This is a genomic window from Streptomyces sp. NPDC030820 (assembly GCF_055572075.1).
The window spans coordinates 231,217-251,963 of record NZ_JBVIEB010000006.1 but is presented as its reverse complement, the minus strand read 5'-3'; the positions used below and the strand labels follow the sequence as shown (position 1 = coordinate 251,963).

Below are 20,747 nucleotides of genomic sequence, written 5' to 3'. Positions count from 1 at the left end.
CGTCCGTCGTCCAGGGGGCGCCCCGGCCCCGGACACCGGGGCGGCGACGCCGTACTCCGCTCAGCCCTGGGCCCCCGGCAGCGGCTGAGGGAGTCGTGTGTGCACCTCGAAGACGTCCCCCAGCCCCGTGACCCGCAGGAGCCGCCGGAGGCTCGCGCTCTCCGTGATCAGCCGCAGTCGGCCCCGCCGGGCCAGCGTCCGGTTGCGAGCACGGCACAGGACCCCGATTCCGGCGCAGTCGATGAACGTCACCGGCCGCAGGTCGAGTACCAGGTCGAGCTCGGGGCTGGTGGTGAGCGCGTCGAGCCGTAGCGACAGCGCGGGGGCGGTCAGCACGTCGATCACGCCGTGCAGGGACACGACGGTTGCTCCGCCGGCCACGCGGTGGGCCACGTGCACTTCATGTGCAGTGTGTTGCCCGGCGACATGAGCCGTGTCGTTCTCGGACATGGCACGAGCGAACCGGGCGGGCCCGACGGGGCGGTAGGGCCATCCGGCCCTGACTGCCATCCGTACGGGACACTGCTGGGCCTCACGACGACCGCGGGACGAGGGCCGGACGGCCCAAGCGGCACCACTCCCCCACTCGCGAAGCTGAAAGGGCGGGCCGTTCCGCCATCGTACGAAGAGGCGACGAGGAGCTGCCATGAAGGGCTTCGTTTTCCACGGTCCGGGGCAGGCGTCCTGGCAGGAGGTCCCGGACCCCGCCATCGAGGAGGCCACCGACGCCATCGTGAAGGTCGGCGCCGTGACCATCTGCGGGACGGACCTGCACATCCTCAAGGGCGACGTCCCCGAGGTCCGCTCCGGCACGGTGCTCGGGCACGAGGCGGTCGGCGAGGTCGTCGAGGCCGGCAGCGACGTGCGCACCGTACGGCCGGGGGACCGGGTGCTGGTGTCCTGCATCACCTCGTGCGGCCGGTGCCGGTTCTGCCGGGACGGCTCCTACGGCCAGTGCCGGGGCGGCGGAGGATGGATGCTCGGCCACCTGATCGACGGCACCCAGGCCGAGTACGTCCGCGTGCCCTACGCCGACCTGTCCGTGCATGCGCTGCCCGCCGCCCTGCGCAGCGAGGACGCCGTCCTGCTCGCGGACATCTTCCCGACCTCCTACGAGGTCGGTGTCCTCAACGGGCACGTGCGCCCCGGTGACACGGTCGCCATCGTCGGCGCCGGACCCATCGGACTCGCGGCCGTCGTCACGGCGCGGCTGTTCGCCCCGGAACGGATCATCTCGGTCGACATGACTCCGGCCCGGCTGGAGGTCGCGCGGCGGCTCGGTGCCGACGCCGTCGCCGACGTCCGCGAGGAACCCGCCCAGCTGGTCGCCGATCTGACCGACGGGCTCGGCGCGGACGTGGTCATGGAGGCGGTGGGTGTCCCGGAGAGTTTCGAGCTGTGCACCCGCATGGTCCGTCCCGGCGGGCACGTGGCCAACATCGGCGTGCACGGCAAGCCCGCGACGCTGCACCTCGAAGACCTCTGGATCAAGAACGTGACCATCACGACCGGCCTGGTGGACACCCGCTCCACGCCCACCCTGCTGCGGATGGCCGCCGCCGGCCGGCTGCCGATCCGGCAACTGGTGACCCACACCTTCCCGCTGGACCACATGGAGGAGGCCTACGACGTCTTCTCCCGGGCCGCGGAGACCGGCGCGCTCAAGATCGTGCTCGGCGGCGAGCAGCATGCGGAGGTGGCCGTCCCGGCGGCATGACGGAGACGGGGCGTGACGGTCGTGGCCGAATCGAGGAGAGCGCCCGGCGACCGAGGCCGCGACACCTTCAGCCACCAGCGTCCGGCAGGCGCGCACCCGGGGCGATCGGTTGCCGGATCGCACCTCCGCGCGTCCCGGGAGGGGATACCGTTTGGAGAAACCCATCGGTTCGGAGCCCGGTGCTGATGGGAACTGGAGGACCTGGTGGACGGTACGGAGGAACCGCGCGTACGACTGCCGCAGCTGAAGCTCGACGAGCTGCTGGAGGAGCTGCAGGCCCGGATCAACGCGGCGCGTGGCACGCAGAACCGGGTGCACAGTCTGCTGGAGGCCGTCCTCTCCGTCGGCCGGGAGCTGGACGTGGAGCAGGTCCTGCGCTCCATCGTGGAGGCAGCCGCGGTGCTCGTGGACGCCGAGTACGCCGCCCTCGGCGTCATCGCGCCTGACGGCACCAGGTTGGCCGCCTTCCACACGGTGGGCGTCACCAAGGAGCAGATCGCCGCGATCGGCCCCTTTCCGGAGGGCCACGGCATCCTGGGCGAGCTGATCCGGCACCCGCATCCGCTGCGGATCCCGGAGATCTCCCGGCACCACGCCTCGTACGGCTTTCCGCCGGGCCACCCGCCGATGAAGAGCTTCCTCGGTGTCCCGATCCGGGTCCGCGACCAGGTCTTCGGAAACCTCTACCTGACCGAGAAGCGCGGCAGCGTGGAGTTCGACGAGGAGGACGAGTCGGTGCTGTCCACGCTGGCCGTGGCCGCCGGGGTGGCCATCGACAACGCGCGCCTGTACGAGGACTCCCGGCTGCGCGAGCGATGGCAGCGGGCGAACGCGGAGATCAGCCACAGCCTGATGTCCGGCACCGACCGGGCCGAGTCGCTGGGGCTGATCGCCGAGCGGGCCCGGGAGATCTCGGGCTCGGCCCTGGCGGCCGTCGCCATGCCCATGGAGGGCACGAAGTCGCTCACGGTGGAGATCGCCGTGGGAGTGGACGCGGAGGCACACCGGGGACTGGTGCTGCCCATGGACGCAAGCCTCATGGGGCTGGCGTACACCGCAACCGCACCGGTCACCAGCGGCGATGTCATGCACGATGCACGAATCACCCCCGAGCCGCCGCGTTTCGAGGGGCTCGGCCCCGCCGTGGCCGTCCCGATCGGCACGGGTGAGCGCGGAGTACGTGGCGTGGTCCTGGTGGCCCGCGAAGCCGGCGGGCCCGCCTTCCTCCAGCAGGAGACCGAGTTGCTGCAGGGGTTCGCCGCCCAGGCCGCGATCGCGATGGAGCTGGCCGACCGCAGGCAGGACGCCCAGCAGATCGCGCTGCTGGAGGACCGCGACCGCATCGCCCGGGATCTGCACGACCTCGCCATCCAGCGGCTGTTCGCCACCGGGATGACCCTGCAGAGCGCGGGCCGTTTCATCGAGCACTCCGAGGCATCCGAGCGGGTGCTGCGGGCCGTGGACGACCTCGACGAGACCATCAAGATCATCAGGTCGACGATCTTCGGGCTGCGGTCCCGTGCGGGCACCGCCGACAGCGGCCTGCGAGCGAGGGTCGTCCGCGCGGTCGGCGACGCCGCCCCCGTGCTGGGCTTCGCCCCCAGCGTCCGCATGGAAGGCCTGGTCGACACCGATGTGCCGCCCGAGACCGCCGACCACGTCGTGGCCGTGCTGACCGAGGCCCTCACCAACATCGCCCGGCACGCCCACGCCGACCGGGCCCAGGTGGTGCTGACGGCCGACGGCCGCGAGGTGCGTCTGAGGGTCTCGGACAACGGCGTGGGCATCCCGTCCGGCGGCCGGCGCAGTGGGCTGCTCAACATGGCCGAACGGGCGGAGAACCTCGGCGGACGGCTCGAGGTGACGAGCCCCGAGAGAGGCGGTACCGCACTCGACTGGCACGTCCCGCTGCCCGCCGAGTAGGCCGCGCCCGTCCTCGGCCCCCGCCGCGGAGCGCGCAGGGCCGACGGGGCAGGGGATCGGGACCACTCGGCCCATGCCGCGAACGGATCCGCCGCCGCAGCCTGAAAGTGTCCGCGACGGCACTCACTCCTCTGGAGGACGCCATGAACGGCACTCCGGCCCTCGTGAACGACGTGATGACGCACCGGGTCGTCGCCCTGCGCGCGGGGGCGGCCTTCAAGGACATCGTGAAGGTCATGCGGGAGTGGCAGGTCAGCGCCCTGCCGGTGCTGGACGACGCCGGCCGTGTCGTCGGCGTCGTCTCCGAGGGCGATCTGCTGGCCAAGGAGGAGTACCGGGACGGTGACATCGGCCGGTACGGAGAGATTCGGTACCCCGCCGAGGTCGGTAAGGCGGACGCCGTGACCGCGGGCGAGCTGATGACCGCCCCGGCCGTCACCGTGGCGCCCGACGCGACGCTCGCCCACGCCGCGCGCCTCATGGCCCGCACCGGGGTCAAGCGGCTGCCGGTCGTCGGCCGTGACGGTACTCTGCGTGGCATCGTCAGCCGCTCCGACCTGCTGAAGGTCTTTCTGCGGGACGACGAGGAGATCGCCGAGGAGATCGGGCGCGAGGTCGTCGTACGCCTCTTCGGCCCGCGCACCGCCACGGTCCGGGTGGAGGTGCATGACGGTGTCGTCACGCTGGCCGGGCGGGTTCGTGAAACAGCCCTGATCCCGGTCGCTGCGCGGCTCGCACGGGCCGTGGCGGGCGTGGTGGACGTGCACTGCGCGCTGGCCGGACCGCCCCGCCGTCCGGTCCTCGACCCCGACCTCCCCGAGGCCGGCCGGGTGCACACGCCCTGAGGGACGGCGTCGGCCGGGCGACAGGATGCGGCCGTCGGTCGACGGCCGCGTATCTCACTCGGCGTCGGCCGCGGTGAGCCTGCAGTCCACGCCCACGACACCCTCCACACCGCGCGCCAGGCGTGCGGCGAGCGGAATCCGTGCGCCGTCCTGCACCCGCCCGGTCAGGGTCACGACGCCTTCGGTGACCATGACGTGGACCGGCTCGACCGGGGCCGGGAAGAGCGGGTCAATGACATTGCGCCGGATCTCGTCGGCCAGGTCGTTGTCCGGCCGCAGGAACACTTTCAGCAGGTCCCCGCGGCTGACCACGCCTTCCAGCACGCCCTCTGCGTTCACGACGGGCAGCCGCTTGACGTGCCGCAGCGCCATGATGCGTGCGGCCTCGGCCAGCGTGGCGTCGGCGTGCACGGTGACGGCCGGTGTGCTCATCACTTCGTCGGCGCACACGGCTCCCGCCTTGGCGAGGTCCGACAGCCGGTGCAGCTGTGTGAACCGGTCCGGATCGCTGTCCCGGAACTCCTCCTTGAGCAGCAGGTCCGCCTCGGACACCACGCCGACCACCCGGCCGTCGCCCTCCAGCACCGGCAGGGCACTGACCTGCCACTGCTCCATGCGCTCGACGATGTCCTTGAACGGAGCCTTGCGGCCCACGGCGACGACGGCTCGCGTCATCACGTCGCTCACCCGGTGCGGGCTGCTGTCCATGGCGTTCTCCTCACAGAACCGGGGTCACGTCAGATCACCGCTGCCGTAGGGGGCGTAGAGGTCGAGCAACCGGACCCGGGAGGCATGCAGCCGTTGGGCGACCACGCGTCCGACCCAGCCGGCCATCGCCCGGCCGAACCCGGGGTCCTCGGTGCACATCGCCCGCACGGCCCCGGCGTCGAACTCCCAGGCACGCACCGGGCTCAGGGCCTCGCCGCCCAGGTGCCACAGGTACGGCGGGATGTGCCAGGACCAGCCGATCAGCTCGCCCGTCCCGAGGGTCTCGACGAGGGCGGCCCGGCGGCCCGGTACGTGCAGGTCGAGGGCGACGGTGCCGGTGCGCACGATCCAGAACCGGTCGGCGCGCCGGCCCTCTTCGAACAGGCGGGACCCGGCCTGGAAGGAGACCTCGTGGGCCTGGCGCATCAGCTGTTCGCGGTAAACGGGTTCCAGAGCCGCGCTCATGGTGGTGGAGGTCATCGCACCGGCTCCCTTCGTGGCCTCTGCTCCCAGCGTGGTCGCGTCCGGCCGGGGCCGCCACCGGCCACTCGGGCCGGGCCTGGGGTCCTTCGGCCCGAGCCCGTCCCCGGCGCGGCAGCCGATGGTCAGGGTGGGTTCTCCCTCCGGTCGCTTCACCTGTGGAGGCGGCGCTCGTGCAGCGCCGCCGCGTACACGTCCGCCGTCGTCGCCGCGGCCGTGTCCCAGCCGAAGCGACGGGCGTGCCGGGCCGCGGCCGCGCCCATCCGGGCGGAAAGTGACGGGTCGTCGGCGAAGGCGCACAGCGCCCGTGCGTAGTCCACCGGATCGTGCCCTCGTACGAGAACGCCGCTCACGCCGTTTCTCACCGCCACCGGAAGACCGCCCACCTCGGCGGCGATCACCGGTGTGCCGCAGGCCTGTGCCTCGATCGCGACGAGGCCGAAGGACTCGCTGTAGGACGGCATGACCAGAACGGACGCCGCCCGGTACCAGTCGGCGAGCCGGTCCTGGCCGACCGGCGGGCGGAACAGGACGACGTCGGAGATGCCGAGCCCGGCCGCCAGCTTCTGCAGTCCTTCCGGCTTGGCCAGACCGCTGCCGCTCGGCCCGCCCACCACGGGCACCCTGATCCGCTCGCGGAGCCGTGGCCGGTCCGCGAGCAGCCTGGCCACCGAGCGCAGCAGGATGTCGGGCGCCTTCAGCGGCTGTATGCGGCCGGCGAAGAGCGGGATCAGGGCGTCCTGCGGGAGGCCGAGGCGGGCCCGGGCGGCGGCCCGGCCGGCCGCGATGCCGGACGTGTCGGGCCGGAACCGCTCCAGGTCGACCCCCGGGTGGACGACGGCGACCCGGTCGGTGTCGGCGTCGTAATGGCGCAGGAGTTCCTCCGCCTCCCGCTCGGTGTTCGCTATCAACCGGTCGGCGGCCCGTACGACTTGTGTCTCGCCGGTCACGCGGTTCGTGGGCTCGGGGGTGTCTCCCACGGCGAGGGAGGCGTTCTTGACCTTGGCCATGGTGTGCATGGCGTGCACCAGCGGGACGCCCCAGCGTTCGGCGGCGAGGCGGCCGACGTGGCCGGAGAGCCAGTAGTGCGAGTGGAGCAGGTCGTAGTGACCGGGGCGGTGGTCGGCCCAGGCCTGCGTCACCCCGTGCGCGAAGGCGCAGAGCTGGGCGGGAAGGTCCTCCTTGGCCAGGCCCTCGTAGGGTCCGGCGGTCACGTGCCGTACCAGGACTCCTGGTGCCAGTTCGACGCTGGGCGGGAGTGCGGCGGAGGTGGCCCGCGTGAAGATCTCCACCTCGATGTCGATGGCGGCGAGGCGCTTGGCGAGCTCGACGATGTAGACGTTCATCCCGCCGGCGTCGCTGGTGCCCGGCTGGTGCAGCGGTGAAGTGTGCACGCTGAGCATCGCGATGCGCCGGGGCCGGCTGTGCGCGCCGGACGGCCGCGGCCTGGGCGGGCCGATGCGCAGCACACTTCCCCGCTCGGTGACCGGTGCCATCGCCTCACTCCCGGTCCTGTAGCTGCTGGTTGCCGAAGTCGTGACGTCCCGGGGCGTCGGCCCGGCGCTCCGCGTGGATCGGCCTGCTCCTGCGCGAACCGGCCTCCTCAGCACTCGATGACATTGACGGCGAGTCCGCCGCGGGCGGTCTCCTTGTACTTGACCTTCATGTCGGCGCCGGTCTCCTTCATGGTCTTGATGACCTTGTCGAGCGAGACGTGGTGGCGGCCGTCGCCACGCAGGGCCATCCGGGCGGCGGTCACGGCCTTGACCGCGGCCATGCCGTTGCGTTCGATGCACGGGATCTGGACGAGGCCGCCGACCGGGTCGCAGGTCAGGCCGAGGTTGTGCTCCATGCCGATCTCGGCCGCGTTCTCCACCTGCTCCGGGCTGCCGCCCAGCACCTCGGCGAGGCCGCCCGCGGCCATCGAGCAGGCGGAGCCGACCTCGCCCTGGCAGCCGACCTCGGCGCCGGAGATGGAGGCGTTCTCCTTGAAGAGCATGCCGATGGCGCCGGCGGCGAGGAGAAAGCGGACGATGCCGTCCTCGTCGGCGCCGGGGACGAAGTTGATGTAGTAGTGCAGGACCGCCGGGATGATGCCGGCCGCGCCGTTCGTCGGAGCGGTCACGACCCGGCCGCCGGCGGCGTTCTCCTCGTTCACCGCCATTGCGTAGAGCGTCACCCACTCCATCGCCCGGCTCGCCGGGTCGCCCTCGCTGCGCAGTGCCCGGGCCGCCGCCGCGGCCCGCCGGCGGACCTTCAGGCCGCCGGGGAGGATGCCCTCGCGGGACAGGCCGCGGGAGACGCAGCATGCCATGACCCGCCAGATCTCCAGCAGACCCGCGCGGATCTCGTCCTCGCTGCGCCAGGCCTTCTCGTTCTCCAGCATCAGCGCGGAGATGGACAGGCCGGTCTCGCGGGCGAGTCCCAGCAGTTCGTCACCGGTGCGGAACGGGTGGGCCAACTCGCTGTCGTCGGGCTTGATCCGGTCGTGCCCCACGGCATCCTCGTCGACCACGAAGCCGCCGCCGACCGAGTAGTACGTCTTCTCCAGCAGCGGCAGACCGTCGGCGTCGTACGCGAACAGGGTCATTCCGTTGGCGTGGTACGGCAGTGCGCGCCGGCGGTGCAGGATGAGCTGGGTCGAGGCGTCGAAGTCGATCTCGTGGGCGGAGCCGATCTCGGCACCGAGGAGGCGGATACGCCCGGTGGTGCGGATCCGCTCGACGTCCAGGTCGGCCTGGGCGACGTCGACCGTGTGCGGTTCGTTGCCCTCCAGGCCGAGCAGGACGGCCTTGGGGGTGCCGTGTCCGTGGCCGGTCGCGCCGAGGGAGCCGAACAGCTCGGCTCGTACCGCGGCGGTCTGGGCCAGTACGCCGTCCTTCTTCAGCCGGGCGGTGAACATCGCGGCGGCGCGCATCGGGCCGACGGTGTGCGAGCTGGACGGGCCGATGCCGATGGAGAACAGGTCGAAGACGCTGATTGCCACGCCATACTCCATGGGATGGGTGGAGCGTGCCGGGCATCTGCCGGCACGCCCTGGGGGCGGGGTTGTCGGTTACAGGCCTGGGCGGCGAGGGCGCTGGACGGAGGGTCCCCCTCAGCTCATGAAGTGGCGGGCACGGCGGCGGGGGTGAGGGTGCGGCGGAGCCGGTTGAACAGCTTCGGCTGGTTCAGGGAGAGCACCGCGACCGGCGTGTCCTCGCGCCGGTAGACGGCAGTGAAGGAACGGCTGTCCAGGTCGCCGTCGACGACCTGGGGCTCCGCGCCGGGAGCGACGTGTCCGGCGAGTTGAATGCGCACCTGGTACTGGTCGGACCAGAAGTACGGCGCAGTGACCGGGGCGGGGGCCGACACGCCCGAGAGCAGCGTGCGGGCGGCGGTCGTCGCCTGCTCCGTGGCGTTGCTCCAGTGCTCGATGCGCGCGTGCCGCCCGGTGAACGGGTTGGGGCAGCGGGCGACGTCTCCCACGGCGACCACGCCCGGGACGCCGGTGGCACAGCCGGCGTCGCACACCACGCCGTCGTCCACCTGGACGCCGGAACCGGCGAGCCAGTCGGTGGCGGGCCGTACGCCCACCCCGACCACGACGATGTCGGCGGGCAGCACGCGCCCGTCCGTCAGCCGTACGCCGGTCACCCGGCCGGTGCCAGCGAGTCCCGCCACGCCGGTTCCGCACAGCAGGGCGACCCCGTGGTCACTGTGGAGCGAGGAGCACACCAGCCCCATCTCGCGGCCCAGTTGGCGTTCCAGCGGCACGTTCAGCGCTTCGACGACGGTGACGTGGAGCCCGAGCCGGTGGGCGGTGGAGGCCACCTCGGCGCCGATGAAGCCGGCGCCGATGACGACGACGCGCGGCAGACCGTTCAACAGCTCGGCGCGCAGGGCCTGGGCGTCGTCCAGGGTGCGCAGGGTGTGGACGCCGGCCAGTCCGTCCGCACCGGGGAGCGTCCGGGGAGCGGCGCCAGTGGCGACGACGACGCCTTCGGTGCGCACATGCCGCCCTCCGGCCAGAGTGACGGTCCGGGCAGCGGGGTCGAGCCGCACGGCGCGCTCGCCGAGCAGCCACTGCACGTCGAGATCCTCGTATTCGTCCGCGTCGCCGAGCGCGAGCGCGTCGGCGTCGAGATCGCCCTTGAGGAAGTCCTTGGACAGCGGCGGGCGGTCGTAGGGGGCGTGCCGCTCCTCCCCTACGACGACGATCTCGCCGTCGTAGCCCTGTGCGCGCAGCGCGCGGACCGTGCTCAGGCCTGCCAGCGACGCGCCGACGACGGTGATGCTCCTCATGCGGGCTCCCCGAAGAGACTGTCTCGAATGACACAACAACGATCGCTATACGCAACATGCTTTCTGCCCCTTCGGGCCACTGTCAAGGGGACGGGATACACCAGTCCCCTATGGCGAAGAAAATTGCGCATTGCGCAACGGATGGTCACCGAAGCGGGCGGGGGCCGATGTCAGAGGGCAGGCTCGTCCCACTGGTCCAGCAGGGCGTCGCCCATGGCTTCCGCAGGCCCGCCCTCGGCGGTTTCCAGTGACTGTTCGCACCAGATGACCTTGCCGCGAGCGGTGTACCTGACCCCCCAGCGGCGGGCGAACTGGGCCACGAGGAACAGGCCTCGGCCGCCCTCGTCGGTGGTGGCCGCGCGGCGCATGTGCGGTGATGTGCTGCTGCCGTCGGCGACCTCGCAGATCAGACTGTCCTGGCCGAGCAGCAGACGGAGCCGGATGGGTTCGCCGCCGTAGCGGATGGCATTGGTCACCAGTTCGCTGAGGATGAGTTCGGTCGTGTAAGAGATCTCGTCCAGACCCCAGGACTCCAGGCGGCGGGCGCAGGCGGCGCGCAGGGGAGCGATGGCGGCGGGATCGGAGGGCACGTCCCAGTCGGAGACCCGGTCCGGATCCGTGAGCCGGGTGCGGGCGACCAGGAGGGCGATGTCGTCACTGGGACGGTCGGGCAGCAGGGCGTCGAGCACGGCCTGACAGTCCTGGTCCGGTGTCCGGTCGGGTTCGGCCAGGGTGCCGGCGAGGAGCCGGAGGCCGGTGTCGAGGTCGCGGTCACGGTTCTCGAGGAGTCCGTCGGTGTAGAGGGCGAGCCGGGAGCCCTCGGCCAGGTGCAGTTCGGCGGTCTCGACGGGCAGACCGGAACACAGGCCGAGCGGCGGTGAGACGGGAACGTCGGGAAAGGTGACCGTGCCGTGCGGGCCGACGAGGGCCGGCCCCGGATGACCGGCCCGGGCGACGCAGCAGCGGCCGGAGACGGGATCGTAGATCGCGAAAAGGCAGGTGGCACCGGTGATGCCGGCGCCCTGGTCCTCGGCGGTCTCGGTCTCGTCGATCTGTGCGACCAGCTCGTCCAGATGGCCCAGGAGTTCGTCGGGGGACAGATCGAGGGCACAGAAATTGTGGACCGCCGTGCGCAGGCGGCCCATGGTCGCGGCGGCGTGCAGTCCGTGGCCGACGACATCACCGACGACGAGGGCGACCCGGGTCCCGGGCAGGGGGATGACGTCGAACCAGTCCCCGCTCGCCCCGGCCTGAGCGGGGAGGTAGCGGTAGGCCACGTCCAGGGCCGACTGCTGGGGCAGGGCACGGGGCAGGAGGCTGCGTTGCAGGGTGGCCGCCATGGTGTGCTCACGGGTGTAGCGGCGGGCGTTGTCGATCGCGACCGCCGCACGGGCCGCCAACTCCTCGGCGACGGCGAGATCCTCCTCCGTGAACGGATCCGAGTCCGAGCGCCAGAAGTCGGCCACTCCCAACGCGATGTCGCGGGCCTGCAACGGCACGGTGATCAGCGAGCGGATGCCGAAGTCCAGCATGCGCCGCGCGCGCTCGGGGTCCTGCGACCGCCAGCTTCGCGTCGCACGCAGATCGGGCTCCAGCACGGCGTGGCCACGGCGCAGCCCCTGTGCCTGCGGCGTCTCCGGCAGCCAGGTGATCATCTCGTCCACCCGGTACAGCGGATGGTCGTCGCGAATGCCGCGTACGGCCGTACGGTGCATGCCGAGGCTTGCATCGTCCGGTTCCTCACCCCGGCGTACCGCCTCCAACAGCGCGACGCTGGCGAAGTCCGCGAACCTGGGCACGGCGATCTCGGTCAGTTCCTCCGCCGTGCGCACCACGTCGAGTGTGGTACCGATCCGTACCCCGGCGTCGTAGAGCAGTTGCAGACGCTCCCGCGCGATCCGGGCGCGGCCGGCCAGCTCGCGCAGTTCGGTGGTGTCCCGCAGGGTCGCCACGCTGCCGCCCGGTCCGCCGTGCGGGGCGGTCGGACGCACGTTGACCGCCAGCAGCCGCTCCCCCGCCAGGACCACCTCGTCGCTCACGGCCCGGTCCGAGGCGAGCAGCGTCGCGGCACGCGGGGACAGACCGAGCTCGGTGATGCGCCTGCCCGTCGCGTCCGGGGGCAGATCCAGCAGGCGGCTCGCCTCGTCGTTGGCCAGCTGCAGCCGCTCGTCCCCGTCGATGACGAGCACGCCTTCGCGGACCGAGTGCAGGACCGCGTCGTGGTGCTCGTACATCCGCGTCATCTCGGCCGGTTCCAGACCGTGCGTCTGCCGCCGCAGTCGCCGGCTCACCAGGGCCGATCCGCCCGTGATCAGCACCAGCCCGACGGCGGCGGAACCGAACAGCAGCGGCATCTGCTTCATCACCATGCGGTCCACTCGCTGGACCGAGATGCCGACGGAGACCAGTCCGACGACCTTGCCGTGGCCGTCGGTGACCGGGACCATCGTGTCCACGGCACGGCCGACTCCGGGCGTGTTGTACGTGGCCTGGTGCACCTTGCCCGCCAGCGCGTCGGCGTAGGAGCCGACGACGTGCCTGCCGATGAGGTGCGGGTCGGGGTGGGTCCAGCGGATGCCGGTCGGACTGAACGCGATGACGTAGTTGACCCTGGCCAGTTTCCGGGCCTCCTCCGCGCGCGGCTGCAGCAGTGCGCTGGGGTCGGCGGATTTCATGGCGGCCACCGTCCCCGGGGCGTGCGCGAAGGTCTCGGCGCCTACGAGTGAGCGGGCCCGGGCCGCCTGCAGGCTGGAGTTGCGGGCCTGCAGCCACAGGGCCACCACCGCGGCGACGACGAGGAGCAGCACGACCCCCACCTGGAGGATGAGGACCTGGCCGGCGATGCTGTGCGCGTTGAGGACGGAGGGCAGCCGTGCCGGTGGCGGCCGCGAGGCCTGCCCCTCGTCGCTGGGCCCCGCCGCCGGTGCGGTGCCTGGCCTTCGGGTCGCACGCCGTTGCATGGCCATATGTCCAGTATGGGTGGCTGCCCGCAGGACCCGTCCGAAGCGGACCGCAGACGGCGCGAGCCCACCTGCCGGGAGGCCGGGCGGCAGGTGGACGGGCGGAACCGGGTGGGCGGGGTCAGCGGGCGGGGCGGACGTCGAGCCTGTCCTGCAGCCAGGTGTGGAAGGCACCGATGTGGTGCTCGCTGGGCACCAGCACGCCTCCCTTGGCGTAGGCCCGCGAGCTCATGCCCGGCTGGGTTCGTTCACATGCGTCGAAGTCCTGCTGGTTGACGCGGTGGAACAGCTCCACCGAGCGGTCCACGTCCTTGCCGCTCTCCACCACGTGCGGCAGGTACAGCCAGTCGCACTCCACCACCGTGCGGTCGGCCGCCAGCGGGTACATCCGGTGGAAGATCACGTGGTCCGGCACCAGGTTGATGAACACCTGCGGCTTGACCGTGATCGCGTAGTACCGGCGGTCCTGGCCCTCGGCGACGCCCGGGATACGGTCCAGGCCCTCGCCGCCGTCGACCGTGAAGCCCTTGACCTCCTCACCGAACTCCGCGCCGTGGCCGACGTAGTACTGCGCCGCGTAGCCGTCGGCGAACTCCGGCAGTACCTCGGTCAGTTCGGGGTGAATGGTCGCGCAGTGGTAGCACTCCATGAAGTTCTCGATGATCAGCTTCCAGTTGGCCTGCACGTCGTACGTGATCCGCCGGCCGACCTGCAGATCCTCGATGCCGTAGTTCTCGATCGACTCGGTGTCGCCGAGCCGCTCGACCACCGCGCCGATCACGTCCTGCTCGAAGGACGGCGGGGTGTCGGCCAGGCACACCCACACATAGCCGAGCCATTCACGGACATGCACGTTGATCAGGCCGTACTCGGTGCGGTCGATGTCCGGCATGGACGTGAGGTTCGGCGCCGCGACCAGCTTGCCGTCCAGGCCGTAGGTCCAGGCGTGGTACGGGCACTGGAACGCGCGCTTGACCTCGCCGGACTCCTCCAGGCAGAGCTTCGCGCCGCGGTGCCGACAGATGTTCAGGAACGCCTTGACCGAGCCGTCCCGGGAGCGGGATACCAACACGCTCTCGCGGCCCACCTGGACGGTGCGGAACTGGCCCGGCTTCGCCAGCTCCGAGGCGCGGGCCACGCAGAACCACATGGCCTCGAAGATGCGGTCCTGCTCCAGGGCGAAGACCTCGGGATCGGTGTAGTACTCCCCGGACAGCGTGGCGATCAGGCTGGGGGGAAGGCTGGTCGTGGTCATGGTCATCACCTCGGAATGTGTCAGACGCGCACGCGGCGCGGGTCGAAAAGGGCGATGGGGTGCTCGGTGGTGCCCTGGATGGCCAGGTCGGCGATGATCTCGCCGATCACGGGCACGAACTTGAAGCCGTGCCCGGAGAAACCGCAGGCCACGGTCACCTGCGGGTGGTCCGGATGCCGGGCGAGGACGAAGTGCTCGTCGGGGGTGTTGCTGTACATGCAGGCGGAGTTCCGCGAGCCGCTCGGGGCTGGTGGCCACTTCCAGGCCGCCGACCTGCTGGAAGCACCACTGCCCGTCCAGGGTCAGCGTGCTGTACTTCTCGACCGTGTACCGCCCGAACTCGGTCATCGTCCTGGACCCGTTGGTCTGGAAGACCAGTCCGGGGGCGTGCGAGGTGGAGCCGCCCGTGGCGAACAGCGGGCCCTGCTCCAGTACGGTGACGTCCGTCCAGCCGCGTGCGGTCAGTTCGTCGCTGAGTGCGCACCCGACGATGCCGGCGTCGATGATGACCTCCCTTCGGCTGTGCCGCCATGGTCTTCCTCCAGGTTCGTGTCGTGGCGGGCGGCTCAGTGCCCGCGGGCGATCCAGGCGTCGAGCCGGGGGGCTTCGGCTCCGATCGAGGTGTCGTCGCCATGGCCGGTGTGCACGGTGGTGCCGGCGGGAAGCGTCAGCAGCCGGTCGCGGATGGACGCGATGATGGTGTCGAAGTCGGAGTAGCAGCGGCCGGTGGCGCCGGGGCCGCCCTTGAAGAGGGTGTCGCCGGAGAACAGCGCTCCCAGCTCGGGCACGTACAGGCAGACCGCTCCGGGCGAGTGCCCCGGGGTGTGCAGCACGTGCAGGGCGAGGCCGGCCACGGTCAGCTCCTCGCCGTCGATCAGTTCCCAGTAGCCGGGCTCCCGTGGGGCGTGGGCCGCCTTCCACAGCACCTCGTCGGCCGGGTGCAGCAGGACGGGCGCCCCGGTACGGGCGGCCAGCGCCGGAGCGGCGTTCACGTGGTCGTTGTGGGCGTGGGTGCAGACGACGGCGACCAGGCGCCGCCCTGCGACGGCGGCGGCGTCGTGCGCGGCGTCGATCACGATGACCTCGCGGTCGTCGCCGATCAGCCAGACGTTGTTGTCCACCTCCCAGCTGCGTCCGTCGAGTTCGAGGGTTCCGGAGGTGACCAGGTGCTCGATCCGCGCGGTCACAGGACGACCACCGAGCGCAGGACCTCACCGCGGCGCATCTTGTCGAACGCCGCCTCGACCTCGTCCAGGGCGATCGTCTCGGTGACGAACTCCTGGAGGTCGAAGCGGCCTTGGAGGTAGAGGTCGATCAGGGCGGGAAAGTCACGGGAGGGCAGGCAGTCGCCGTACCAGGAGGACTTCAGCGCCCCGCCGCGGCCGAAGACGTCCAGCAGGGGCAGCTCGACGGTCAGCTCCGGGGTGGGTACGCCGACCAGGACGGCGGTGCCGGCCAGGTCGCGGGCGTAGAAGGCCTGCTTGTAGGTCTCGGGGCGGCCCACCGCGTCCACGACGACGTCGGCGCCGAAGCCGCCGGTGAGGCTGCGGACGGCCTCGACGGCGTCGGTCTTGGAGGAGTCGACGGTGTCGGTGGCGCCGAACCGCTCGGCCCACTTCAGCTTCCGCTCGTCGACGTCCACGGCGATGATGCGGCCGGCACCGGCCACCTTGGCGCCCGCGATCGCGGCCATGCCCACACCGCCGCAGCCGATCACGGCGATCGAGTCCCCGCGGCCGACGCCTCCGGTGTGGACCGCGGCGCCGAACCCGGCCATCACGCCGCAGCCGAGCAGCCCCGCCGCCGCTGCCGAGGCGGTCGGGTCCACCTTGGTGCACTGTCCGGCGGCGACCAGGGTCTTCTCGGCGAAGGCGCCGATGCCCAGGGCCGGGGACAGCGGCGTGCCGTCGATGAGGGTCATCGGCTGGGCGGCGTTGTGTGTGGCGAAGCAGTACCACGGCCTGCCCTTGCGACAGGCACGGCACTTCCCGCACACGGCACGCCAGTTGAGGACGACGAAGTCGCCGGGCGCGACATCCGTGACGCCCTCGCCGACCGCCTCGACCACGCCGGCCGCCTCGTGGCCGAGCAGGTACGGGAACGCGTCGCCGATCCCGCCCTCGCGGTAGTGCAGGTCGGTGTGGCAGACGCCGCAGGCCTGCACCTGCACCAGCGCCTCTCCCGGGCCGGGGTCCGGCACCAGGACGGTCTCCACCGAGACCGGGGCGCCCTTCTTCAGGGCGACGACGGCGCGTACCTCGTGTGTCACTGCCGATCTCCTAGCTGAGGGGAGGCCGAGTGCGGGCTTCGGCCGGTGTTCTGGAGGGAGAAGAGATGTCCGGATCGACGTGCCCGGAGCCTGGGGAAGGCCGAGAACGAGCCGCCACAGATTGTTGCGTATTATGCGATGAGATTCATCATGAGAAACAGTCACACTGTCATGCCTGTGGGTGACCAGTGTCAAGAGGTCGGCGCAGAACGCGTGCGGCGCACGGGCGCCGTCAGGATCGTTCGAGGTCGCGGCGCCTGTCAGCCGTCACGGGCCGGGAGGTTCCGGGCAGGGCACTGGTCTCGGCGAGGGTGCGTCGGGGCCGTCCTTCCGGCTGAGCGTGCAGCGTCTGCGGGAGGTCGCCGCCCTGGTGCGGACCGCAGCCAGGACATCTCCAGCCGGCTCGGCCACCTCGGCCGACCCGGAGGCCGGGTGTTGCGCATGGCGCATCTTCAGGCGCGTTTGTGCACAAGCCTCTTGACCGACCGCCGTCCACACCGGACCATGTTGCGTATCACTCTCATCGTTGCGTATTACGCACTAACGGAGGATGTCATGTCCCCTCGCCCGCAGCCCGGCCGCGAGTTCGTCCTCACCCTCTCGTGCCCCGACCGGGCCGGCCTCGTCCACGCGGTCACCAGCTTTCTCGTGAGCCACTCAGGCAACATCCTCGAAAGCCAGCAGTTCGACGACCGCCTGCAGGACCGCTTCTTCATGCGGGTGCACTTCGAGGTCTCGCATCCGGCCACGTCCCTGGAGCAGCTGCGCACCGACTTCGGCCCGGTCGCCGAGGCGTACCGGATCACCTGGCAGCTGCATGACGCCTCGACGCCGACGCGCGCGCTGATCATGGTGTCGAAGTTCGGCCACTGCCTGAACGACCTGCTCTTCCGCCAGTCCACGGGCTCGCTCAACATCGAGATCCCGGCGATCGTCTCCAACCACCGCGACTTCGAGCCGCTGGCCCGGAACTACGGCATCCCCTTCCACCACATCCCGGTGACCCGGGAGACCAAGGCCGAGGCCGAGGCCCGGCTGCTGGAGCTCGTCGGCGAGCTCGACATCGACCTGGTGGTGCTCGCCCGCTACATGCAGATCCTCTCCGACGACCTGTGCAAGCGGCTCGACGGCCGGGCCATCAACATCCACCACTCGTTCCTGCCGAGCTTCAAGGGCGCCCGGCCGTACGTGCAGGCGCACCAGCGCGGGGTCAAGCTCGTCGGGGCCACGGCGCACTACGTCACCCCCGACCTCGACGAGGGCCCGATCATCGAGCAGGACGTCGTCCGGGTGAACCACTCCCACACCCCGGACGAGCTGGTCACCATGGGCCGCGATGTCGAGGCCCGGGTCCTGTCGCGAGCCGTGCAGTGGCACAGCGAGAGCCGGGTGCTGACCAACGGCAACTGCACGGTCGTCTTCCGCTGACACCGCCGGTCGCACAGCCCGCCAGAACCACCGACGACGACGGCTCCCCTGCCCGCGGAGCCGTCGTATACCCTCCCTCTGCGAACCACGGGACCCAGCGGCCGCCAGTGCGTATAGTTGCGCTATGAGCAACTACACCGCAGATGGCGAAACGACAGCTCCGGCGGTGAGCGGGGTGCAGTCCGTCGACCGCGCCGTCAGCGTCCTGGAGATCCTCGCTCAGCGCGGGGAGGCGGGTGTCAGCGAGGTCGCCGCCGAGATCGACGTCCACAAGTCGACCGCGTTCCGCCTGCTCGGGGCGCTGGAGGCGCGCGGTCTCGTCGAGCAGGCGGGCGAGCGCGGCAAGTACCGGCTCGGCTTCGGGATCGTGCGCCTGGCCGGCGCGGTCACGGGGCGCCTCGACATCACGCAGCAGGGCCGGGAAGTGTGCGAGCGGCTCAGCGAGGAGATCGGCGAGACCGTCAACATCGCCGTCCTGCAGGAGCACTACGCCGTCAACCTCTACCAGGTGCGCGGCCCGGGCGCCGTCGGCACCCACAACTGGGTCGGGCAGCTCACCCCGGTGCACGCCACGTCCAGCGGCAAGATCCTGCTCGCGCACCTGTCGGCGAACGAGCGCGCCGAGGTACTCGCGGCCTCGGGACTGCAGAAGCTCACCCCGCACACCCTGACCGCGAGGACGAAGCTGGAGAAGAACCTCACCGAGGCCCGGGAACGCGGGTACGCGGTGACGCTGGAGGAGCTGGAGGTCGGGCTGCACGCCATGGCGGCCCCGATCCGTTCCCACCACGGCGAGGTCGTCGCCGCCCTCAGCGCCTCCGGTCCCGCGTACCGCTTCACCGAGGAGCGCATGCACGAACTGGCGCCCCTGCTCCTCAAGGGCGCGCAGGAGATCAGCCACCGGATGGGATACGTGGGCTGAGTCGCAACGTCGACGTGCCGGGGAACCGCCGTCACACGCCCAGGCGTTGCAGGGGCAGCGGTGCCGTGGCCGGCGCCTCGGCGCCCCAACGGGCCGTGACCCGTACCGCGTCGAGGGTGGAACCCACGTCGTGCACACGCAGGCACCAGACGCCCTGTGCGGCGGCGAGCACGGACACCGCGGTGGTCGCGGCGTCCCGCAACGGCGCCGGGCGCGGTCGGCCCGTCGTCGGATCGGCCAGCACCTGCCCCAGGAACGACTTGCGGGAGGCGCCCACGAGAACGGGTCGGCCCAGCGCGCGGACCTCCCCCAGCCGGGCCAGCAGCTCCCAGTTGTGCCCGGGCTCCTTGGCGAAGCCCAGCCCCGGATCGACGATCAGGCAGCCGGGCGCGATTCCCGCCTCCAGTGCGGCGTCGATCCTCAGGCGCAGCTCGTCGACCACGTCGGCGACGACGTCGTCGTAGCGGGCGTTCGCCCGCATGCCGGCGGAGTGACCGCGCCAGTGCATCAGGACATACGGCGTGTTCGCCCGGGCCATCAGCGGCAGCATCGCCGGGTCGGCGAGTCCGCCCGAGACGTCGTTGACCATCCGCGCACCGGCGTCGAGGGCATGTGCGGCGACCTCGGCCCGCATGGTGTCGACGCTGACGGTCGCGCCCGCCGCCGCGAGTTCCCGGACGACGGGCAGGACGCGCCGCAGCTCCTCCTCGACCGGTGGGCGAACCGCGCCGGGGCGGGTCGACTCGCCGCCCACGTCCACGATGTCGGCTCCCTGGTCCAGCAGAGCGAGTCCGTGTGCGACGGCAGCCTCCGTGGCGAACGAGCGCCCGCCGTCGGAGAACGAGTCCGGCGTGACGTTCACGACGCCCATGACCAGTGTCCGGCCGGGCCGCGGCAGCCCGTACGGATGAACTTCCGGTGTTCCAGGACGGGTTGACGCTCTGGCGCAGGCGGCGGCGTTCACGGTGACCCCGCCCTCCGCGCCGCCGCCGCGGCCGGCCGTCGGCGCCGGCACAGGAACGGCCGCCCCCGGTGCGCGCCGGGCACGGCCACCGCCACGGTCCTCACGCGCCGCCTCCGCTGATCGCGACGCCTCCGAGCCGGGCGGCGACGCAGGAGGGCGGAAGGTTCGGTGGGGCGTCGGAGAGCTTGACGTAGATCATGCCGTCCTCGACCAGGACCTGGTGGGTGCGCACGGGCAACCGGGCCGGCGGAGCGTCCGCGCTGCCGGTGCGCAGATCGAACTTCGAAGCGTGCAGCGGGCATTCGACCTCGCACCCCTCCAGCCAGCCGTCGGCCAGCGAGGCGTCCTGGTGGGTGCAGGTGTCGTCGATCGCGTAAACCTCGCCGTCCTCGGTGTGGAACACGGCGACAGGCGGGTCGTTCTCGAGCCGGAACGCCTCGCCTCGGGGCAGATCGGCGAGAGGGCACACGGGAATCATCAGGACCACCTCGGTGCGTATTACGAAACTTGATGCGTTTAGCGCAACGTCAGTCTGAGGTGGGCCCTCACCGTTGTCAAGAAGTCGCCCGGGCGTCCTCGATGATGCGCAGGGCAAGGGACTTGGGCGCACCGGTGACCGAGCCGGGCGGGAAGGCGGCGGCCGGCGGCTCGGGCCGACCGGCCCTGGGGCGCAGTCCGCCCCGCACGGTGGAGATTGCGGACCAGGTCAGTGCATCCACGTCCGCGTCGGGAGCGACGGGCGCGGGCAGCACCCGGCAGAGGTTGGCCTGGTAGACCTCGCCGGCCGCGACGTACGCGCGGATGCGCCGCACCCCCGCGGTGTACGCGGCACGGTCGAGGGAGGACGTCCAGTCTCCGGTGGCCGGCCCGGTGGTGGGTACGGAACGGCGGTGGGGGGGGGAGCGGTCGGGTTGGGCCGGGAACAAAAGGGGGGTTCCGCCTCCCTTCCCGGTGGTTTACCATGATTCTAAGGCCGCTGTTAACCACCAAGC

At 71.5% G+C, this 20,747-nt stretch carries 17 protein-coding genes and 3 pseudogenes; 5 read left to right on the top strand and 15 right to left on the bottom strand.

The window, feature by feature from the left end:
* Positions 1 to 60: 60 nt before the first annotated feature.
* Entirely contained in the window at positions 61 to 450 is a 390-nt protein-coding gene (locus ACZ418_RS18745) for an STAS domain-containing protein (protein ID WP_468363775.1), read from the bottom strand.
* 196 nt (positions 451 to 646) lie between these two features.
* Here ACZ418_RS18745 and ACZ418_RS18740 point away from each other — a divergent pair, with 196 nt between their 5' ends.
* From ACZ418_RS18740 to ACZ418_RS18730, 3 genes are all read left to right on the top strand, one after another.
* Entirely contained in the window at positions 647 to 1,717 is a 1,071-nt protein-coding gene (locus ACZ418_RS18740; RefSeq protein WP_468363773.1) for a zinc-dependent alcohol dehydrogenase family protein, read from the top strand.
* Between the two features lie 204 nt (positions 1,718 to 1,921).
* On the top strand, positions 1,922 to 3,640 hold the full coding sequence (locus ACZ418_RS18735) for a sensor histidine kinase (protein ID WP_468363770.1): 1,719 nt from the start codon (positions 1,922 to 1,924) through the stop codon (positions 3,638 to 3,640).
* 143 nt (positions 3,641 to 3,783) lie between these two features.
* Positions 3,784 to 4,485 carry a CBS domain-containing protein gene (locus ACZ418_RS18730; protein ID WP_468363767.1) on the top strand — a complete coding sequence of 234 codons (702 nt, stop codon included), beginning with the start codon at positions 3,784 to 3,786 and terminating at the stop codon, positions 4,483 to 4,485.
* A gap of 54 nt (positions 4,486 to 4,539) precedes the next feature.
* Here ACZ418_RS18730 and ACZ418_RS18725 read toward each other — a convergent pair whose 3' ends face one another.
* The 11 genes and pseudogenes from ACZ418_RS18725 to ACZ418_RS18675 form a co-directional block, all read right to left on the bottom strand.
* A complete protein-coding gene (locus ACZ418_RS18725) occupies positions 4,540 to 5,193 on the bottom strand; it encodes a CBS domain-containing protein (protein WP_468363765.1) in 654 nt (217 codons plus the stop codon).
* A gap of 24 nt (positions 5,194 to 5,217) precedes the next feature.
* Positions 5,218 to 5,673, bottom strand: coding sequence for a cyclic nucleotide-binding domain-containing protein (locus tag ACZ418_RS18720; protein ID WP_468363762.1), 456 nt, complete (start codon positions 5,671 to 5,673; stop codon positions 5,218 to 5,220).
* 152 nt (positions 5,674 to 5,825) lie between these two features.
* A complete protein-coding gene (mshA, locus tag ACZ418_RS18715; protein ID WP_468363759.1) occupies positions 5,826 to 7,169 on the bottom strand; it encodes a D-inositol-3-phosphate glycosyltransferase in 1,344 nt (447 codons plus the stop codon).
* Positions 7,170 to 7,276: 107 nt separating this feature from the next.
* Positions 7,277 to 8,659, bottom strand: coding sequence for an L-serine ammonia-lyase (locus ACZ418_RS18710; protein WP_468363756.1), 1,383 nt, complete (start codon positions 8,657 to 8,659; stop codon positions 7,277 to 7,279).
* Between the two features lie 116 nt (positions 8,660 to 8,775).
* Complete coding sequence (locus ACZ418_RS18705) at positions 8,776 to 9,957, bottom strand: NAD(P)/FAD-dependent oxidoreductase (protein WP_468363754.1); 1,182 nt, start codon at positions 9,955 to 9,957, stop codon at positions 8,776 to 8,778.
* 170 nt (positions 9,958 to 10,127) lie between these two features.
* Complete coding sequence (locus tag ACZ418_RS18700; protein ID WP_468363751.1) at positions 10,128 to 12,923, bottom strand: SpoIIE family protein phosphatase; 2,796 nt, start codon at positions 12,921 to 12,923, stop codon at positions 10,128 to 10,130.
* 115 nt (positions 12,924 to 13,038) lie between these two features.
* The gene (locus ACZ418_RS18695) at positions 13,039 to 14,172 is read right to left on the bottom strand and encodes an aromatic ring-hydroxylating oxygenase subunit alpha (protein ID WP_468364389.1); all 1,134 of its coding nucleotides are present in this window, start codon (positions 14,170 to 14,172) and stop codon (positions 13,039 to 13,041) included.
* A 20-nt stretch (positions 14,173 to 14,192) separates the two neighbouring features.
* Positions 14,193 to 14,399, bottom strand: a pseudogene (locus ACZ418_RS18690) (FAD-dependent oxidoreductase); the annotation flags it as partial.
* Positions 14,398 to 14,742, bottom strand: a pseudogene (locus ACZ418_RS18685) (FAD-dependent oxidoreductase); the annotation flags it as partial. The pseudogenes ACZ418_RS18690 and ACZ418_RS18685, both read right to left, overlap by 2 nt.
* A complete protein-coding gene (locus tag ACZ418_RS18680) occupies positions 14,739 to 15,359 on the bottom strand; it encodes an MBL fold metallo-hydrolase (protein ID WP_468363748.1) in 621 nt (206 codons plus the stop codon). The gene ACZ418_RS18680 and the pseudogene ACZ418_RS18685, both read right to left, overlap by 4 nt.
* Complete coding sequence (locus ACZ418_RS18675; RefSeq protein WP_468363745.1) at positions 15,356 to 16,441, bottom strand: S-(hydroxymethyl)mycothiol dehydrogenase; 1,086 nt, start codon at positions 16,439 to 16,441, stop codon at positions 15,356 to 15,358. The genes ACZ418_RS18680 and ACZ418_RS18675 overlap by 4 nt, the downstream gene beginning before the upstream one ends.
* 555 nt (positions 16,442 to 16,996) lie before the next feature.
* On the opposite strand from ACZ418_RS18675, the gene purU reads away from it, so the two are divergent.
* A complete protein-coding gene (purU, locus tag ACZ418_RS18670) occupies positions 16,997 to 17,869 on the top strand; it encodes a formyltetrahydrofolate deformylase (RefSeq protein ID WP_468363742.1) in 873 nt (290 codons plus the stop codon).
* Between the two features lie 124 nt (positions 17,870 to 17,993).
* A complete protein-coding gene (locus tag ACZ418_RS18665; RefSeq protein ID WP_468363740.1) occupies positions 17,994 to 18,791 on the top strand; it encodes an IclR family transcriptional regulator in 798 nt (265 codons plus the stop codon).
* Positions 18,792 to 18,822: 31 nt separating this feature from the next.
* Here ACZ418_RS18665 and folP read toward each other — a convergent pair whose 3' ends face one another.
* The 3 genes and pseudogenes from folP to ACZ418_RS18650 all read right to left on the bottom strand — a co-directional run.
* A complete protein-coding gene (gene folP / locus ACZ418_RS18660) occupies positions 18,823 to 19,662 on the bottom strand; it encodes a dihydropteroate synthase (protein ID WP_468363737.1) in 840 nt (279 codons plus the stop codon).
* A 193-nt stretch (positions 19,663 to 19,855) separates the two neighbouring features.
* Entirely contained in the window at positions 19,856 to 20,236 is a 381-nt protein-coding gene (locus ACZ418_RS18655; RefSeq protein WP_468364386.1) for a bifunctional 3-phenylpropionate/cinnamic acid dioxygenase ferredoxin subunit, read from the bottom strand.
* A 175-nt stretch (positions 20,237 to 20,411) separates the two neighbouring features.
* Positions 20,412 to 20,624, bottom strand: a pseudogene (locus tag ACZ418_RS18650) (chorismate-binding protein); the annotation flags it as partial.
* Positions 20,625 to 20,747 lie beyond the last annotated feature (123 nt).

What these genes read in the sequence shown, in the direction of transcription:
- ACZ418_RS18745 (WP_468363775.1), bottom strand. Translation starts at nt 450, where the DNA reads ATGTCCGAGAACGACACGGCTCATGTCGCCGGGCAACACACTGCACAT.
- ACZ418_RS18740 (WP_468363773.1), top strand. Translation starts at nt 647, where the DNA reads ATGAAGGGCTTCGTTTTCCACGGTCCGGGGCAGGCGTCCTGGCAGGAG.
- ACZ418_RS18730 (WP_468363767.1), top strand. Translation starts at nt 3,784, where the DNA reads ATGAACGGCACTCCGGCCCTCGTGAACGACGTGATGACGCACCGGGTC.
- ACZ418_RS18725 (WP_468363765.1), bottom strand. Translation starts at nt 5,193, where the DNA reads ATGGACAGCAGCCCGCACCGGGTGAGCGACGTGATGACGCGAGCCGTC.
- ACZ418_RS18720 (WP_468363762.1), bottom strand. Translation starts at nt 5,673, where the DNA reads ATGACCTCCACCACCATGAGCGCGGCTCTGGAACCCGTTTACCGCGAA.
- mshA (WP_468363759.1), bottom strand. Translation starts at nt 7,169, where the DNA reads ATGGCACCGGTCACCGAGCGGGGAAGTGTGCTGCGCATCGGCCCGCCC.
- ACZ418_RS18705 (WP_468363754.1), bottom strand. Translation starts at nt 9,957, where the DNA reads ATGAGGAGCATCACCGTCGTCGGCGCGTCGCTGGCAGGCCTGAGCACG.
- ACZ418_RS18700 (WP_468363751.1), bottom strand. Translation starts at nt 12,923, where the DNA reads ATGGCCATGCAACGGCGTGCGACCCGAAGGCCAGGCACCGCACCGGCG.
- ACZ418_RS18695 (WP_468364389.1), bottom strand. Translation starts at nt 14,172, where the DNA reads ATGACCACGACCAGCCTTCCCCCCAGCCTGATCGCCACGCTGTCCGGG.
- purU (WP_468363742.1), top strand. Translation starts at nt 16,997, where the DNA reads ATGTCCCCTCGCCCGCAGCCCGGCCGCGAGTTCGTCCTCACCCTCTCG.
- ACZ418_RS18665 (WP_468363740.1), top strand. Translation starts at nt 17,994, where the DNA reads ATGAGCAACTACACCGCAGATGGCGAAACGACAGCTCCGGCGGTGAGC.
- folP (WP_468363737.1), bottom strand. Translation starts at nt 19,662, where the DNA reads ATGGGCGTCGTGAACGTCACGCCGGACTCGTTCTCCGACGGCGGGCGC.